Annotated in this window: 15 protein-coding genes; 9 read left to right on the top strand and 6 right to left on the bottom strand. The window is 64.9% G+C overall.

The features are described 5' to 3' along the window. Positions 1-4: 4 nt before the first annotated feature. Both typA and XH88_RS27010 read right to left on the bottom strand, forming a co-directional pair. A complete protein-coding gene (gene typA, locus XH88_RS27015) occupies positions 5-1831 on the bottom strand; it encodes a translational GTPase TypA (RefSeq protein WP_271671282.1) in 1827 nt (608 codons plus the stop codon). A gap of 291 nt (positions 1832-2122) precedes the next feature. Then, on the bottom strand, positions 2123-2899 hold the full coding sequence (locus XH88_RS27010) for a Crp/Fnr family transcriptional regulator (RefSeq protein WP_271671281.1): 777 nt from the start codon (positions 2897-2899) through the stop codon (positions 2123-2125). A 187-nt stretch (positions 2900-3086) separates the two neighbouring features. Between XH88_RS27010 and XH88_RS27005 the strand changes: the two genes are divergently transcribed. After that, a complete protein-coding gene (locus XH88_RS27005; protein WP_271671280.1) occupies positions 3087-3470 on the top strand; it encodes a response regulator in 384 nt (127 codons plus the stop codon). Positions 3471-3477: 7 nt separating this feature from the next. Here the strand turns inward: XH88_RS27005 and XH88_RS27000 are convergent, their stop codons facing one another. Together XH88_RS27000 and XH88_RS26995 are read right to left on the bottom strand one after the other, a co-directional pair. Further along, positions 3478-5025, bottom strand: a complete 1548-nt coding sequence (locus tag XH88_RS27000) for an alkaline phosphatase D family protein (protein ID WP_271671279.1) — start codon at positions 5023-5025, stop codon at positions 3478-3480. 193 nt (positions 5026-5218) lie between these two features. Then, complete coding sequence (locus tag XH88_RS26995) at positions 5219-6664, bottom strand: TAXI family TRAP transporter solute-binding subunit (RefSeq protein ID WP_271671278.1); 1446 nt, start codon at positions 6662-6664, stop codon at positions 5219-5221. A gap of 151 nt (positions 6665-6815) precedes the next feature. On the opposite strand from XH88_RS26995, the gene XH88_RS26990 reads away from it, so the two are divergent. Both XH88_RS26990 and XH88_RS26985 read left to right on the top strand, forming a co-directional pair. Continuing rightward, on the top strand, positions 6816-7118 hold the full coding sequence (locus tag XH88_RS26990; protein WP_271671277.1) for a 4a-hydroxytetrahydrobiopterin dehydratase: 303 nt from the start codon (positions 6816-6818) through the stop codon (positions 7116-7118). A 101-nt stretch (positions 7119-7219) separates the two neighbouring features. Continuing rightward, positions 7220-7609 carry a YkvA family protein gene (locus XH88_RS26985; protein WP_271671276.1) on the top strand — a complete coding sequence of 130 codons (390 nt, stop codon included), beginning with the start codon at positions 7220-7222 and terminating at the stop codon, positions 7607-7609. Between the two features lie 154 nt (positions 7610-7763). Here XH88_RS26985 and XH88_RS26980 read toward each other — a convergent pair whose 3' ends face one another. After that, a complete protein-coding gene (locus XH88_RS26980; protein ID WP_271671275.1) occupies positions 7764-8738 on the bottom strand; it encodes an NADPH:quinone oxidoreductase family protein in 975 nt (324 codons plus the stop codon). A 220-nt stretch (positions 8739-8958) separates the two neighbouring features. Between XH88_RS26980 and XH88_RS26975 the strand changes: the two genes are divergently transcribed. The 6 genes from XH88_RS26975 (at position 8959) to argG (ending at position 14834) form a co-directional block, all read left to right on the top strand. Next, on the top strand, positions 8959-9798 hold the full coding sequence (locus XH88_RS26975; protein ID WP_271671274.1) for an SDR family oxidoreductase: 840 nt from the start codon (positions 8959-8961) through the stop codon (positions 9796-9798). Positions 9799-9912: 114 nt separating this feature from the next. Then, positions 9913-10563 (top strand): invasion associated locus B family protein, encoded by a 651-nt coding sequence (locus XH88_RS26970; protein WP_271671273.1) that lies wholly within the window; start codon positions 9913-9915, stop codon positions 10561-10563. Between the two features lie 190 nt (positions 10564-10753). Then, entirely contained in the window at positions 10754-11956 is a 1203-nt protein-coding gene (gene rlmN, locus XH88_RS26965) for a 23S rRNA (adenine(2503)-C(2))-methyltransferase RlmN (protein ID WP_271671272.1), read from the top strand. Positions 11957-12089: 133 nt separating this feature from the next. Further along, entirely contained in the window at positions 12090-12578 is a 489-nt protein-coding gene (locus tag XH88_RS26960; protein WP_271671271.1) for a hypothetical protein, read from the top strand. Positions 12579-12626: 48 nt separating this feature from the next. Beyond that, a complete protein-coding gene (locus XH88_RS26955) occupies positions 12627-13403 on the top strand; it encodes a phosphatase PAP2 family protein (protein ID WP_271671270.1) in 777 nt (258 codons plus the stop codon). 93 nt (positions 13404-13496) lie between these two features. Next, positions 13497-14834 carry an argininosuccinate synthase gene (gene argG / locus XH88_RS26950; RefSeq protein ID WP_271671269.1) on the top strand — a complete coding sequence of 446 codons (1338 nt, stop codon included), beginning with the start codon at positions 13497-13499 and terminating at the stop codon, positions 14832-14834. A 184-nt stretch (positions 14835-15018) separates the two neighbouring features. Here the strand turns inward: argG and XH88_RS26945 are convergent. Next, positions 15019-16306: OmpA family protein (locus XH88_RS26945; protein ID WP_271671268.1), on the bottom strand; the 1288-nt coding region annotated here is incomplete at its 5' end.

Here is a 16306-nt window from a genome sequence, read left to right as displayed (position 1 = left end):
GGCCTTACGCCACCGCTTCCTTGGCCTTTTCCGCGCGCTTGCGCTCGTTCGGGTCGAGGTGCTTCTTGCGCAGCCGGATCGACTTCGGGGTGACCTCGACGAGCTCGTCGTCCTCGATATAGGCGAGCGCCTTTTCCAGCGTCATGCGGATCGGCGGGGTCAGGCGCACGGCTTCGTCCTTCGAGGTCGTGCGGATGTTGGTGAGCTGCTTGCCCTTGAGCACGTTGATCTCGAGATCGTTGTCGCGGGTGTGCTCGCCGACGATCATGCCCTTGTAGACCTTCCAGCCCGGCTCGATCATCATCGGGCCGCGGTCTTCCAGCTTGAACATGGCGTAGGCCACCGCTTCGCCCTGGTCGTTGGAGATAAGGACGCCGTTGCGGCGGCCCTGGATCTCGCCCTTGTACGGGGCGTAGCCGTGGAACAGGCGGTTCATGATCGCGGTGCCGCGGGTGTCGGTGAGCAGCTCGCCCTGATAGCCGATCAGGCCGCGGGTCGGCGCGTAGAACACCAGGCGCTGGCGATTGCCGCCGGACGGCTTCATCTCGATCAGCTCGGACTTGCGCTCGCTCATCTTCTGCACGACGACGCCGGAATGCTCCTCGTCGACGTCGATCACGACCTCCTCGATCGGCTCCAGGGTGGCACCGGTGGCTTCGTCCTTCTGGTACACGACGCGCGGGCGCGACACCGAGAGCTCGAAGCCTTCGCGACGCATGGTCTCGATCAGGATGGCGAGCTGCAATTCGCCGCGGCCGGACACTTCCATCGCATCCTTGTCGGCGGATTCGACCACGCGCAACGCGACATTGCCTTCGGCCTCGCGCAGCAGACGGTCGCGGATCATGCGGCTCGTCACCTTGTCGCCTTCGGTGCCGGCGAGCGGGGAATTGTTGACGATGAACGACATCGACACGGTCGGCGGATCGATCGGCTGTGCCGGCAGCGGCACCTCGACGGTGGGATCGCAGAAGGTGTCGGCGACGGTGCCCTTGGTCAGGCCCGCAATCGCGACGATGTCGCCGGCCTCGGCTTCATCGAGCGGCGTGCGCTCGAGACCGCGGAACGCCAGGATCTTGGTGATACGGCCGGTCTCGACCAGCTTGCCGTCGGCGTGCAACACCTTGACCTGCTGGTTCGGCTTGAGCACGCCGGACGAAATGCGGCCGGTGATGATGCGGCCGAGATAGGGGTTGGCCTCCAGGATGGTGCCGATCATCCGGAACGGACCTTCCTCGACCTTCGGCGGCGCGACGTGGCGCAGGATCAGGTCGAACAGCGGCTCCATGCCCTTGTCCTTCGGACCCTCGGGGCTCTCAGCCATCCAGCCCTGCTTGGCCGACCCGTAGAGGATCGGGAAGTCGAGCTGCTCCTCGCTGGCATCGAGCGCCGCGAACAGGTCGAACACCTCGTTGATGACTTCGGTCGGGCGCGCGTCGGGGCGGTCGACCTTGTTGATGACGACGATCGGCTTGAGGCCGACCTTGAGCGCCTTGGAGACGACGAATTTGGTCTGCGGCAGCGGACCTTCGGCGGCGTCCACCAGCACCAGCGCGCCGTCCACCATGTTCAGGATGCGCTCGACCTCACCGCCGAAATCGGCGTGGCCGGGGGTGTCGACGATGTTGATGCGGATGTCCTTCCACTGCACCGAGGCCGCCTTGGCCAGAATGGTGATGCCGCGCTCGCGCTCCAGATCGTTGGAGTCCATGGCGCGATCCGTCACCTTCTGGTTCTCGCGGAACGTGCCGGATTGCTGGAGGAGCTTGTCGACCAGGGTCGTCTTGCCGTGGTCGACGTGGGCGATGATGGCGACGTTACGAAGGTTCATGAGTGAGCTTCTTTGCGGTCGGACAATGGGTTAAGCGCGATCTCGCCGGTCAAGCCGGGACCTCTCTTCGGATAACGCTGAAACGTGGAAAACGGGGCCTGCTACGCCCAAAAAGGAAACCCGGCCATATCGACCGGGTAGCCCAATGCGTTTGCGGCGCAATATAGGGAAAAAACGTCAAAAAACAATGCGTTCTTTCGGAGTTGGTTGATTGAATTTTGTCCGGGAATCCCCGGAGCTTAGGCGATCCCGGCCAAATCGGCCTGATCTTCGCGAGCCCCGTCGTCCCGGTCAGCCCGACGCGGAGCGGCTTTCGGGCTCCTCGGTCGGATAGACGCCGCGCAGCACCTCCTCGAAATGCAGCTTGACGGCGTCGTTGCAGAGGCAGGCGCGCAGGCGCAGGCCGTCATGGTTGCGGACCAGGATCGCGCCGCGCCGCGTGTCGAGCACGCCTTCGGCCTTGAACGATTGCAGCACGCGGCTCGCATAGCTGCGGCCGACGCCGAGCAGAGTGGCAAGCTGCTCATGCGTCAGCGGCACGCTGTGCTCGTCGCCGGTCCGCTCCATCGCCGCCACGATCCATTTCGCCGTACGTTGCTCGATCGAATGAATCGCGTTGCAGGCGGTCGACTGGAGGATTTGCGCCAGCATGCAGTCGGCGTAGCGGGCGAAGATGTTGCGCAGCGACGGCGAGCGTGTCTTGGCCGCCTCCAATTTGCCGACGTGAATGCGCGCGAATGGGCCGCCGAATTTCACGCAGATGCGGGTATAGGCCGGCAGGAATCCTTCGCTGACGATGCCGCCCACCGCGCCTTCGCGACCAACCAGAATAGTCTCGACGTCACGGCCGTCTTCGTTCGGAACGAGGAATGTCGCGAGCGCCGGTCCGCAGGGAAAGTGCACGACCTGGACGTCGTCTCCGGGATTGTAGAGCAAATGGCTCGCGCCGACGTCGTCCACGCTGACGTGTGGTGCGAGCAGCGCATAATCTGCCGCGGTCAAACGCCGGAGCAGATTGTTGGCGGGCCGGCTGTCGACCTCGCTTGTCTTGCTGGTACGTGCATCCATCGTGAGCTCCCTGTCCTCCACTCCACATTACCGAGCTCCATCCTTGGCCTGTGTGCACATGTGGACAGACGTAAAAACTGTTCTGTGGTGAGTTTCGTTCCGGGAACTCTCCGATGCGCTGGGCGCAGGCGTCGGCCTGAGGCTGTCCTGACCCGTGACAACCATGCAGCCATCGATAGCCAGGACCATGATACCTGCCTCCCCGGACGGCTCGGCCGAAATCCCTGCCGACGTGCTGATCGTCGAGGACGATCCGATCATCGCGATTGATTTCGAGGATCGCCTGCTCGGATTCGGCGTGAGCAGCGTGCGCACGGTGGGTTCAGTCGCCCAGGCCCTGAGCGTGATCAAGGCACGCGCGCCTGATTTCGCGCTGCTCGATGTCGAGCTGATCCGCGAGAAGAGTTTTGCGATCGCCGAGCGCCTCGCAGCGCTGGAGATTCCCTTCGTCTTCGTCACCGGCTATGGCGCGGAGACCAGCATCCCGCCGGAGTTTGCCGCACGGCCGCGGCTGCAAAAACCGTGCTCCAGTGATGCGCTGGAGGCGGCATTGCAGGCCCGCGGCGGTTGAGCCGGCTTCAGGCGAATTTCGGATCCAGCGTGGTTGACCACAGCGCGACGTCGGCGCGGTCGCGCAACGTCACGGTCATCTGGCCGGAGGCACCGTCGATCTTGACGTGACCGAAGAACTGCATGCCGGCGGACGGCGGCAGGTTCTGCTTGTCAACACCTGGCGCCTTGATGAAACGCACGTCGGGGCCGAATGTGTTGTCGAGCTCGTTCGGGCCGAACGTGCCGGCGTGAAGCGGGCCCGAGACGAATTCCCAGAACGGCTCGAAATCCTGGAATTGCGCCTTGTTGGGATCGTAATAATGCGCGGCGGCATAGTGCACGTCGGCCGTCAGCCAAACCGTATTCCTGATCGGCGCCATCTTGATGAAGCGCAGGATGTCGGCGATCTCGAGTTCGCGGCCGCGTGCCGGGCCATCGCCTTGCGCGAAGGCTTCCGAGCCCTTCTTGTTGGCGGCGTCGTCATAGACGATCAGGCTGAGCGGCATGTCGGAAGCGATCACCTTCCAGGTCGCGCGTGAGTTGAGCAGGCCGCGCTTCAACCAGGCCATCTGCTCGGGCCCGAGGAAGTAGCTGGCCGGGCCGTATTCCGTCTCGAGATTAGCGCCGTTCGGGCCGCGATAGCTGCGCTCGTCGAGCACGAATACGTCCAGATGCGGGCCGTAGGAGATCTGGCGATAGACCCGGCCCGGCTCATTGATGCTCTCCCGCATCGGATACATCTCGTGGAAGGCGCGCGCCGCGCGGGCCGCGAGCAACGAGATGTCGCGCACCTTGTAGGTCGAGGGCAGATCCTTCGACAGCGACCAGTTGTTGGTCACCTCGTGATCGTCCCACTGCACGAAGATTGGCACTTCGGCATTGAAGGCGCGGACATTGTCATCGGTGAAATTGTATTTGTGCGCGGCGCGGTACTCGTCCAGCGTCTCGGCGACCTTGGCCTTCTCGGGGATCGTGAGGTTCTTCCAGACCTTGCCGTCGGCAAGCTTGACCTCGGCGGGGATCACGCCGTCGGCATAGATGGTGTCCCCGGAATGCAGCAGGAAATCCGGCCGGTGTTTGCGCATGGTTTCGAACGTGACCATGCCGCCGTCTTCAGGGTTGATGCCCCAGCCCTGGCCTGCGACGTCGCCGCCCCAGACGAAGCTGACATCGCGGCGGTCGGCCGGCGCCGTGCGGAAGCGGCCGACCACCGGCTCGCCTTCGATCGCGGTGTGCGAGAGATCGCAGAAGCGGACGCGATAGAAGATGTCCTGGCCCGCGGGCAGATTTTCCACCAGCATCTTGGCGGTGAAGTCGCTCTCGGGCAGCGCGGCGATCGGCGGCAACGCGCGGGCGTTCTTGAACGAATCCGTCGTCGCCACCTCGACCAGCATCTGCGCGGGCCGATCAGTCCGTGCCCAGACCACGCCGCCGTCGACAGTGACGTCGCCGGATTGCACGCCATGGGTGACCACGGGACGGTCGGCCGCGCGCGACAGATGCGGCATCGCGATCGCGCCGAGCGCACCGGCGCTGGTGGTGAGGAATTTGCGGCGGGAAAATCTGATCTTCATGGCGTGGCTCGCTAGCTCGCGGTCTCGTGCGCATCCTGCGCTGTTATTCCGGGATGGTCCGAAGGACCAGACCTCAGGTGCGCAATTGCGCACCGGGGAATCCCGAGATTCCGGATTCGCGCTCTGCGCGCGCCCCGGAATGACGGCGGAAGCTATATTGAGACAGTGTGACGCCGCGATTACGCGCGAGCCTCTATGCGTTGCCAGCGGCCCGGAATTGCGTGCCGGCGCGTTGCAGGTTCGGCGGCAGGCTGGACAGCACGACTTTGCGGTCGGCAACCGCGGCGTGGAACTGATCGAGCACGATGTTGAAGGCGGTCAGCGCGCCTTCTTCGATGGCGCCGTGATCGTAGCAGCGCAGCGTATCGCGCAAGATCTCATCGGCCTCGGCCTGCAGCTGGTCGAGATCTTCGGTCGTCTCGCTCCTGCGGGCTGCGGCGAGCATGTCGAGCAGGCGCTCGCGCTGATGGTTGTTGGTGTTGCGCTCGTCCTTCTTGAGGTAGCCGGCGAACCAGGCGCCGATCGAGCCCATGGCCGAAAGCCCCATCAGGCTCCACCAGATGTAATCGCTGTACTTGTCGAGGAAGGTCTTCTCCTCGCCGTCGACGAAGGCGGCCGCGCCCGGATGCACCGGGATCGCCGCATCCTTGTCGGTATCGGGCGTTTCGATCTTCGCAGCCTGCGGGAACTCCGTCAGTAATTGCTGGCGCACGGCGAAGAGCTGCCGGGTGAAGGCCGCGACCGTGGTCTCGGACAGGCCTTTGCGCGCCACGATGTGATGCGAGAAGCTGATCGTCTTGACCTCGTCGTCGGGGCGATCGGGCGAGCCGCCATAGGTGCCGGCAGGAATCTCCGAGGATTCATAGACCGGATGGTTCTGCGCGATCGCATCGGCCGAATCGATCGCAAGGAAGGTCGGCGAGCCGCCATCCCGGGCGGAGGCGGCAATCGCGTCGGACGTGATCTTGCTGTTGACGGGACCGGCCGCGAGATAGACGTCGGCCTTCTGGGATTTGATCGCCTCAGCGACCTCGCTTGCCGGGAATTGCACGACCTCCACCTTGGCCGGATCGACGCCATATTGCTGGAGGATCACCTTGAGCAAATTGACATTGGCCGGCGTGCGGCCAACCACGCCGACGCGATGGCCGGCGAGCTGCGCGATCTTGGTGATCTTCGCGCCCTTCTTCTTGCCCTTGCCGGATACCGACCACAGCACCACGACGTTCTTGCGCAGCGTCGCGACGGCTTGCGCGTTCTTGGGCACGTCGAGATCGCCGCGTATGATGGCGAGATCGGCCTTGCCCTCGGCGAGTTCGTTCGCGCTGGCGATCGCGCCGTCGGTCTGGATCGGGCGCAGCCGCACGTAGCCCTTGCTCTGCGCGAAGGCCTGCGTCAGCGCCTGCACCACCTTGACGTCGTCGCTGTTGGCGGGACCGACCGCGATCTTCAGCGCCACCGGCCGCATTGCGAAATAGTAGCCGCCCGCCAGCGCGCCGATGATGGCGAGCACCAACGCCAGGGACACGAGCGCCGTCTTCCGCGCCGCCGATCGCGGCGAAGGCGGAGAGGGCGTTTCGGCCAGGTCCAATCCCCCGGTCATAAATCTCCCAAACAGGCGCTTGAGGCTCAGCTTCATCTTGGCCGGCGATTTACGCGCACAATTGTAGCAAATTTCTTGTCCGGCGGGGTTACATCTCCGTCATGGTTAGCGGACCGGGCGAAACCTCCTTTGGACCCGGACCGCAAGTACGGTGTTAGGGTAAAGTTCCCCTGAAACGGAGGTCATCATGGCAGAGCGGCTATCGGCGGACGCACGCAAGCAGGCGCTGGGGGGTATCCCGGGCTGGACCGAGGTTCAGGGGCGCGACGCCATCGGGAAGGTATTCGTTTTCAAGGATTTCAACGAGGCGTTCGGCTTCATGACCCGCGCGGCGCTGGTCGCCGAGAAGATGGATCACCATCCCGAATGGCGCAATGTCTACAAGACGGTCGAGGTGGTGCTGTCGACCCACGACGCTGGTGGCGTCACTCAACTCGACATTGCGCTCGCCACGGCGATGAACGCCATCGCCAAGCCGGCATCGGGCTGACATCTTGCAGGCAGGATGCGCATCCCCATGTTGTGATCAACACCGGGTGCGGCCAGCCGCCGCATTGGGCTGAGCTTGGAATCTCCTTGGAGTTCTCGAACATGGCTGCCGAACACAGCGTCGGCTTCGAGCCGGCCGATCGGCTCGCGGAAGATCGTGAAAGCGTCCGCCGTCGCTTCTGGCGCAAGCTGAAGCGCGTCGCCGCGCAGCTGCCGTTCGCGGAAGACCTGCTCGCCGCCTATTACTGCGCGTTCGACCGGCAGACGCCGCGCCATGTCCAGGCGTCCCTGCTGGGTGCGATCGCCTATTTCATCCTGCCGTTCGACTTCATCCCCGATGTGATGCCGGTGCTCGGCTTCACCGACGACGCCGCCGTGCTCGCCACAGCCATTCGCATGGTCGCGAGCCACATCACGACGGAGCATCGCGACGCGGCGCGCGCTGCGCTCAAGCGCGGGATGGATGAGGCGGAAGTGGCGGAAGCGGCATAATAGCGCGCGGCCTCAGCCACTCACACCGCCGTCATGCCTCGGCTTGACCGGGGCATCAAGTACGCCGCGCCTCTTCGGCTCTTTCGCTGACGTCTCTGGAATACTGGGTCGCCCGGTCAAGCCGGGCGACGACAGCGGAGTTTGTGGCACACCCTCACGGATGCAAGATCACCTTGCCCATGGCCTGGCGTCCCGCCAGCACCTTCAATGCATCCGCGGTCTGCGCCAGCGGGAAGGTGCGGTCGACATGCGATGAGATCTTTCCTTCCGCCGTCCACTTCACCAGCTTCTCGAGATTGGCGCGGTTCTTGGCGGGGTTGAGCCGGGTCCAGGCGCCCCAGAACACGCCTCTGATGTCGCAGCCCTTTAACAGCGCGAGGTTCAGGGGCATCTTCGGGATATCGCCGGCGGCGAAACCAATCACGAGGAAGCGGCCTTCCCAGGCGATCGAGCGCAGCGCCTGTTCGGCGTAAGCGCCGCCCACCGGATCGAAGATGATGTCGACGCCCTTGCCGTCGGTGAGTTTGCGCAGGCCTTCCTTCAGGTCTTCCTTGGCGTAGTTCAGCGTCAGCTCGGCGCCGTGCGCTTTGGCAAAGGCAAGCTTCTCGTCCGACGAAGCGCAAGCGATCACCTTCAGGCCCATCAGCTTGCCGAGCTCGCAGGCAGCGAGGCCGGTGCCCCCCGCCGCACCGAGCACCGCGAGCGTCTCGCCCGGCTTCGGGCTGGCGCGATCCTCCAGCGCATGCAGCGCGGTGCCGTAGATGATGATGATGCCGGCCGCGCGGTCGTAGTCGAGACTGTCGGGGATCTTCACGATTCCCGCCGCTGGCAGCGCGATTTTTTCACGCGCGCCGTTGTGGCCGCAGGAGGCGACGACGCGATCACCCACCTTGAGATCAGTGACACCAGGGCCGATGCTCTCGATCACGCCGGCAACTTCCGCGGCCGGCGAGAACGGGAAGGGCGGCTTGATCTGGTACTTGCCCTGAATCATCAGGATGTCGAAAAAATTCAGCGCCGCCGCCTTGATCGCGATCACGGCTTCGCCGGGGCCAGCCACCGGATCCGGCACGTCAGCGAGCACGAGATCGTCGGGCTGGCAATATTGCGAGCAGAGAATGGCTTTCATGGCGGCACCTGAAGCGTTTCGAGGGGAACTATAGTTGGGCCGGTTTTGCCGGATTTGGTGCGGTCGGACAATCCGGATTCTTTGCTAGTGGCAATGTTCAGCCTATCCTCGTCGTTGAGAGCGCAGCGAAGCAATCCAGACTTTTTCCGCCGCACGGTTTCTGGATTGCTTCGCTGCGCCCGTGCTGACGGAGCAAGCAGAAACAGCGAGGATTCAAACGATGTTTGAAACAGGCCTGCTCAAGAACAAGCGGATCCTCGTCACCGGCGGCGGCTCGGGCCTCGGCGCCGCGATGGGACGACGCTTCCTCGCGCTCGGCGCAGAGCTCGTGATCTGCGGCCGCAAGCTCGAGCGACTTGAGGCAACTGCGGGCGAGATGCGCCGAGAAACCGGCGGCAAGGTCACCACAATCGCCTGCGATGTTCGCGACGGCGCCGCCGTCGACGGCATGATGGATGCGATCTGGCGCGAAGCGCCGCTCGACATCCTCGTCAATAACGCGGCTGCGACCTTCATTGCGCAGAGCGAGCATCTGTCGTTTCGCGCGGCCGATGCGATCCTGGCACCGACGCTGCACGGCGCGATGTATTGCACGCTCGCCGCGGGCAAGCGCTGGATCGATGGCAAGCATGGCGGCGTCGTGCTCTCGATCCTGTCGACCTCGACCATCACCGGCCGCGCCTTCACCGTTCCCTCGGCGATGGCGAAATCGGCGGTGCTGGCGATGACCAAGAGCCTGGCGGTGGAATGGGGCCCGAAGGGCATCCGCACGGTCGCGATCGCGCCCGGACCGTTCCCGACATCAGGCGCTTCCGGGCAGCTTCGCCCGGAGGGCCGCGACGAAGGCTGGACCGCGCGCAACCCGCTGGGCCGCACCGGAGAACATAGCGAACTGGCCGATCTCGCCAGCTTCCTGGTTTCGGACCGCGCCGCTTACATCAATGGCGAGATGGTGGTGATCGATGGCGGCGCGCATTTGCGCAGTTCCGGCGCCGAGGACCTGCTGCAATGGTCAGACGCGCAATGGGCCGAACAACGCGCCGCGCGGTCCAGAAGCTAACCGTCTGGTCCCGCTAACTGCCTTCCCAAATTGGACTTTCCCGGCTATCCCTGACCGGGGACAACGCGCGACCGGGCCATCTTCCAGTCACAATATTGAGGGAACCACTCCGGCATGTGGCGGGTGCTCTTTTTGGCTTTGATGACTGGCGTGGCGGCGTGCGGACTCAGTGATTCCGCGCGCGCGCAGACGGCCCAACCGGCTCCGAAGACTGCGGCAAAGCCGGCTGCCGCCAGGACGGCAACCAAGACGGCCATCAAGACGGCAGCCAAGCCCGAGGGCAAGTCGGCCCCTTCAGCGGCGGTCGCGGGTGGTGCGGAGCCGACCCTCATCGGTCAGTTCGGCACCTGGGGTGCCTATTCGGCGGCACCCAACGGCAAGAAGGTCTGCTTTGCACTGGCCAAGCCGTCGTCGTCCAAGACCAATCCGCCGAACCGGCCGCGCGATCCCGCCTATGCCTTCGTCTCGACCCGGCCGGCCGAGAAGGTGAACAACGAAGTCTCGGTGATGATCGGCTACGCGCTGAAGCCGGGCTCCGAATCCACCATCGAGGTCGGCGGCGCCACTTTTGCGATGTACACGCAGGGCGACGGCCTCTGGATCAAGAACGCGGCCGAGGAGGAGCGCATGGTGGAGGCCATGCGCAAATCCGCCGATCTCGTGGTCAAGGGTGTCTCGGCCAAGGGGACGGAGACGACGGATACCTTCTCGTTGAAGGGTCTGGCCCAAGCCCTCGACAAGATCGCACAGGATTGTCGGCGGTAAGGCTAGGTAATAGCCACGGTCGCAATCAGCGGTCCCGATTGCTATATAGGGCCGGTTCCAGATTTCATCCGTCATTCCGGGGCGCTGCGGAGCATCGAACCCGGAATCTCGAGGTTCCGGGTCTGGTCCTTCGGACCATCCCGGAACGACGAAAACAAATTCCAGGTCCATTCAATTCCAGGTCCATTCAATGCAACCGACGACCGAGCCGCGCGACGCAATCCTGGTGGAGAAGACTCCGCTCGAAACTTATGTTCCGCCGGCAAAACCCTCGCTGATCGGATTGTCGCGCACGGAGCTGGCCGATCGCCTCGGCGAGATCGGCGTTCAGCCCTCGCAGCGCAAGATGCGGGTGCAGCAGCTGTGGCACTGGCTCTATTTCCGCGGCGCCCAGAGCTTCGACGACATGACCTCGATCTCGAAGGGCATTCGCGCCGAACTGGCGCAGCGCTTCACGGTCGACCGGCCCGAAGTCGTGGCCGAGCAGATATCCAACGACGGCACCCGCAAATGGCTGCTGCGGCTGCCGAGCGGCGATAATGTCGAGAAGGCGCATGAAGTCGAATGCGTCTACATCCCCGAGACCGATCGCGGCACGCTCTGCGTCTCCTCGCAGGTGGGCTGCACGCTGAACTGCGCCTTCTGCCACACCGGCACGCAGCGCCTGGTGCGCAACCTCACCGCCGGCGAGATCGTCGGGCAGGTCATGGTCGCGCGCGATCGCCTGAACGATTGGGCCGACCGCGAGGACGGCACCCGCCGCGTCACCAACATCGTGATGATGGGCATGGGCGAGCCGCTCTACAATTTCGACGCGGTGCGCGATGCGCTCTTGATCGTCGGCGACAATGAAGGCATCGGAATTTCCCGCCGCCGCATCACGCTGTCGACCTCGGGCGTGGTGCCGAACATCGTGCGCGCCGGCGAGGAGATCGGCGTGATGCTCGCGATCTCTCTGCATGCGGTGCGCGACGAGCTGCGCAACGAGCTGGTGCCGCTCAACCGCAAATATCCGATCAAGGAGCTGCTACAGGCCTGCCACGACTATCCCGGCGCCTCGAACGCGCGCCGCATCACCTTCGAATATGTGATGCTCAAGGGCGTCAACGATTCGCTCGACGATGCAAAGCTGCTGGTGAAGCTGCTGAAGGGCATTCATGCCAAGATCAATCTGATCCCGTTCAACCCCTGGCCCGGCACGGCCTATGAATGTTCGGACTGGGACCAGATCGAAAAGTTCTCCGAATACATCTTCAACGCCGGCTATTCCTCGCCGGTGCGCACCCCACGCGGCCGCGACATCCTCGCCGCCTGCGGCCAGCTCAAGTCGGAGACGGAAAAGCTGTCGGCCAGGGAACGCCAGGCGCTGCGCGCCATGGCGATGACGGATTGAGGATGAGTGCCCGCGCTCCCGCCTCCTCGTCATTGCGAGCGCAGCGAAGCAATCCAGAATCCCTCCGCGGCGGCAGCCTGGATTGCTTCGCCGCTTCGCTCCTCGCAATGACCGTGGAGTTGGCAGTCCCGTTATGTCCCTGATCGGCCGCCTCATCGTCATCTTCATCGGCTTCCTCGCCGCCTGTTTTGTCGGCGGCATGATCGTGGTCGGCGCGCTGCTGTTTCCGGAGTTGTCCGATCTCGGCGCCGGTCCCGTCGATCAGGGCACGATCGACATCCTGCTCGGCTTCGGCTTCATTTTTGTTTCTGGTTTCGCGCTGGTGCCGGCGGCGGTCATCGTCGCGATCACGGAGGCGCTCTACATTCGCAGCGCGCTGGCCTACGCTGTCGGCGGCGGCCTCGTCGGGCTCGCCTGCTATCTCGGCCTCGTCCCGTTCGATCCGGATACGTTTCAGTTCGAAGGCATCGTGCGCCGGCATCTGGAGATCATGACCGGCGCGGGCATCGTCGCCGGAATCGTCTACTGGCTGATCGCCGGCCGCAACGCCGGCGCCTGGCGCATCCCGCCGGCCCCGCGCACGCCGCCTCCGCCGCTGCCGTCGAATTCAAGGCCGGAATGACGGTGGCAAGGGTTTTCATCCGCGGCCCGCTCCGCTAAACCGCGCGCCATGAACCGGACTGGACTCTTCATCGCCCTTTCGCTGTGGCTCGTGATCGGCGTCGTTTTCGGCCTCTATCCCGAGCTCGATCTTAAGCTCGCCGCGCTGTTCTTCGATCCCGCGACCAGGACGTTTCCGCTCAAGCTGAATGCGTGGGCCGGCTTTGCGCGCGATGCCGCGATGTGGGTCTCCTGGGCCTTCGTGCTGCCGTCGCTGGTCGCCCTCGTGGTCAAGATGATCAGGCCCGACCGTCCCCTGATGGTCTCAGGGCGCGCGATCGTGTTCCTGCTGGTCACGATCATCCTGTCGGCCGGCATTCTCACCAACCTCACCTTCAAGACCTATTGGGGCCGGCCGCGGCCGGTGGTGGTGACCGAGTTTGCCGGCGATCAGCAATTCGTGCCGTGGTGGGATCCGCGCGGCGGCTGCGCGCGGAATTGCTCGTTCTTCTCCGGCGAAGGCGCGACCGCGTTCTGGACGCTGGCGCCGGCTGCGCTGGCGCCCCCGGCGTGGCGGCCGCTCGCCTATGCCGGCGCAGTCGTGTTCGGGGCCGTGACCAGCGGGCTGCGCATGGCCTTTGGCGGCCACTTCTTCACGGACGTTGCGACCGCCGGCCTCGTCACCTTCGTCGTGATCTGGTTCGGTTTCGCGCTGATCTACCGCTGGCCACAGACGCGGTTTTCGGACGAGGCGGTCGATGCGGCCCTAACCCGGCTGAACATGCCCGCCTACCGGCTCCGCCGGCGCCTGTTCAGCCGCAAGACGGGTCCCGAGCCCTCGGTTTGAGCCATTAAATGCGTGCCGAGCCCTGCGAAATTTGATATTCGCGCGGTCAAACCACGCCCCTCATCAGCCCCTTAAGACCCGATTGGAAGCCCCATGACCACGATCCTGAAAAGCCTGCCCAAGGGTGAGAAAGTCGGCATCGCTTTTTCGGGCGGCCTCGACACATCGGCGGCGCTGCTCTGGATGAAGCAGAAGGGCGCGCGCTGCTACGCCTATACCGCCAATCTCGGCCAGCCTGACGAGGCCGATTACAACGAGATCCCGCGCAAGGCAGAGGCGTTCGGTGCCGAGAAGGCCGTGCTGGTGGATTGCCGCACGCAGCTCGTTCACGAGGGCATCGCCGCGATCCAGTCGGGTGCCTTCCACATCTCGACCGGCGGCATCACCTATTTCAACACCACCCCGCTCGGCCGCGCAGTGACCGGCACGATGCTGGTTGCGGCGATGAAGGAGGACGGCGTCAACATCTGGGGCGACGGCTCGACCTTCAAGGGCAACGACATCGAGCGCTTCTATCGCTACGGCCTTTTGACCAATCCGAGCTTGCGGATCTACAAGCCCTGGCTCGACCAGCAGTTCATCGACGAACTCGGCGGCCGCGCCGAAATGTCGGCGTTCATGACGGCGCAGGGCTTTGCCTACAAGATGAGTGCCGAGAAGGCCTATTCGACCGACAGCAACCTGCTCGGCGCCACGCACGAGGCCAAGGATCTCGAGAGCCTCGACAGCGGCATCAAGATCGTCAACCCGATCATGGGCGTGCCGTTCTGGCGCGATGACTGCAACGTCAAGGCCGAGAGGGTCGTGGTGCGTTTCGAAGAAGGCCAGCCCACCGCGCTGAACGGCAAGGCCTTCTCTGATCCCGTCGCGCTGTTCCTCGAAGCCAATGCCATCGGCGGCCGTCATGGTCTCGGCATGAGCGACCAGATCGAGAACCGCATCATCGAGGCCAAGAGCCGCGGCATCTATGAGGCCCCCGGCATGGCGCTCTTGCATGTTGCCTATGAGCGTCTCGTCACCGGCATCCACAACGAGGATACCATCGAGCAGTACCGCATCAGCGGCATGCGCCTCGGTCGCCTGCTCTATCAGGGCCGCTGGTTCGACTCGCAGGCCTTGATGCTGCGCGAGACCGCGCAGCGCTGGGTCGCACGCGCCGTCACCGGCGAGGTGACGCTCGAGCTGCGCCGCGGCAACGATTATTCGATCCTCAACACCGAGAGCCCGAACCTCACCTATGCGCCTGAAAGGCTTAGCATGGAGAAGGTGGAGGACGCCGCCTTCACGCCGGCCGATCGCATCGGCCAGCTCACCATGCGCAATCTCGACATCGCCGACACGCGCACCAAGCTCGGCCTCTATTCGAAGACCGGCCTGCTCTCCGGCAGCGAAGGCTCGCAGATCTTCCGGCTGGAGAGCGATAAGGGCTGAGGCTCCCGTGTCCCGGACGCGATGCAGCGCGGAGCGATGCATCGCGGAGCCGGACCCAGACTCTCTCCACGATTTCGCTCTTGGCTTCTGGGCCCCGGCGCTCCGCGCCGCGTCCGGGGCACGAGAGTGAAAAACAAAAATGGCCGGGATCGCTCCCGGCCATTTTGCAGTTGTGGCTTTCGCCTCAGCGCGGCGGCGGGGCCGCGTTGGCCTGGCCGCCGTTGAGCAGCGGGGTGATGCGGCGGACAGTGACGCGCCGGTTGATCCGGCTCGGGCCGTCGGTCTGCTCCTTCAGGTACTGCTTGCCGTAGCCCTGCGAGGTCAGGTTCTCGGCGGGCACGCCGAACTGCTGGGTCAGCAATTCGGCCGCGGCCTGCGCCCGGCGATCCGACAGCGACAGATTGTCGACGTCGTTGCCGACCGCATCGGTGTGGCCTTCGATCAGGAACACCTCTTGCGGGTTGGCCCGGATCGCCTGGTTGATGCCGTCGGCGATCACCTGGAGCCGCGCCGCCTGGTCCGGCGGAATGGTCCACGATCCCGTCTCGAAGTTGATCGTGTTGACGTCGATGCTCGGCATCGCCATGCGGACGTTCGGCGAGTAGCGGATCTCGTCGAGCGAGTAGCGCCGTTCGATCCGCTGCACCGGCGGCGCCCGCATCGTCTCGTAGATCACATCCGGCGACGCTTCCTGGGCATCGACGATATAGCGATCATAGGGGATGCTCACGACCGGCGGCGGCACGTCGACATAGAAGCCGCCGACCGCGCGCGGATCGCGGTAGGTGTTGTCGATGATGATGATCTCCCGCCCGCCGGGGTCCCTGCGGATTCGGCGCAGCAGCGAACCATCAGGACCGACGACGGTGATCACCTCGCTGCCATCAGGACGGATCACGACGGTGCGGGTCTCGCCGCCTACGGTCTCGGTGCGGATGTCGCGGGCGCCGTAGCGGAAGCGATAGAGATCGTTGCCGCGGACATATTCCTGACCGCTGGGATCTCGGATGATGATGCGGTCCGGCTCCGTGTAGATGGTGCGGCCGTCTTCGACGACTTCCTGCCGCTGATTGCGGTAGTCGGCGATGGTGGCGCCGATCACGGCACCGGCGACCACGCCCGCACCGAACGCCAGCGGCGTCAGGTCACGCTGCGGCGGACGCGGCGGCGGCGGCAGCGGGGCGGCGACGGCCGGCGCGGCGCGGAACGCCGGTGCAACCGTCGGCGGCGCATACTGAACCTTGTTGGGCGGCGGTGCCGCGGCAGGTGTGGCCGGGACGACGGTCGGTGCCGCGGCGCCGGGCGGCGGCGCCGAAGGTCGCTGCACGGCACCCGCCTGCGGTGTCGCAGGCGGAGTTCCAGCAGTGGGCGCGCCCGCAGGCGGCGCTGCACCCTGGCGTCCGGAGGGCGCCGCTGCGCCGCCGGGAGCCGGTGTTGGCGTCGTCGTCGGGGCGCCCGGACGTCCGGGCGCG

The organism is Bradyrhizobium sp. CCBAU 51627 (genome assembly GCF_028128765.1).
In the GTDB taxonomy this organism is placed as follows: domain Bacteria; phylum Pseudomonadota; class Alphaproteobacteria; order Rhizobiales; family Xanthobacteraceae; genus Bradyrhizobium.
The sequence above is the reverse complement of the archived record's forward strand: the minus strand, read 5'-3'. Positions and strand labels throughout refer to the sequence as shown.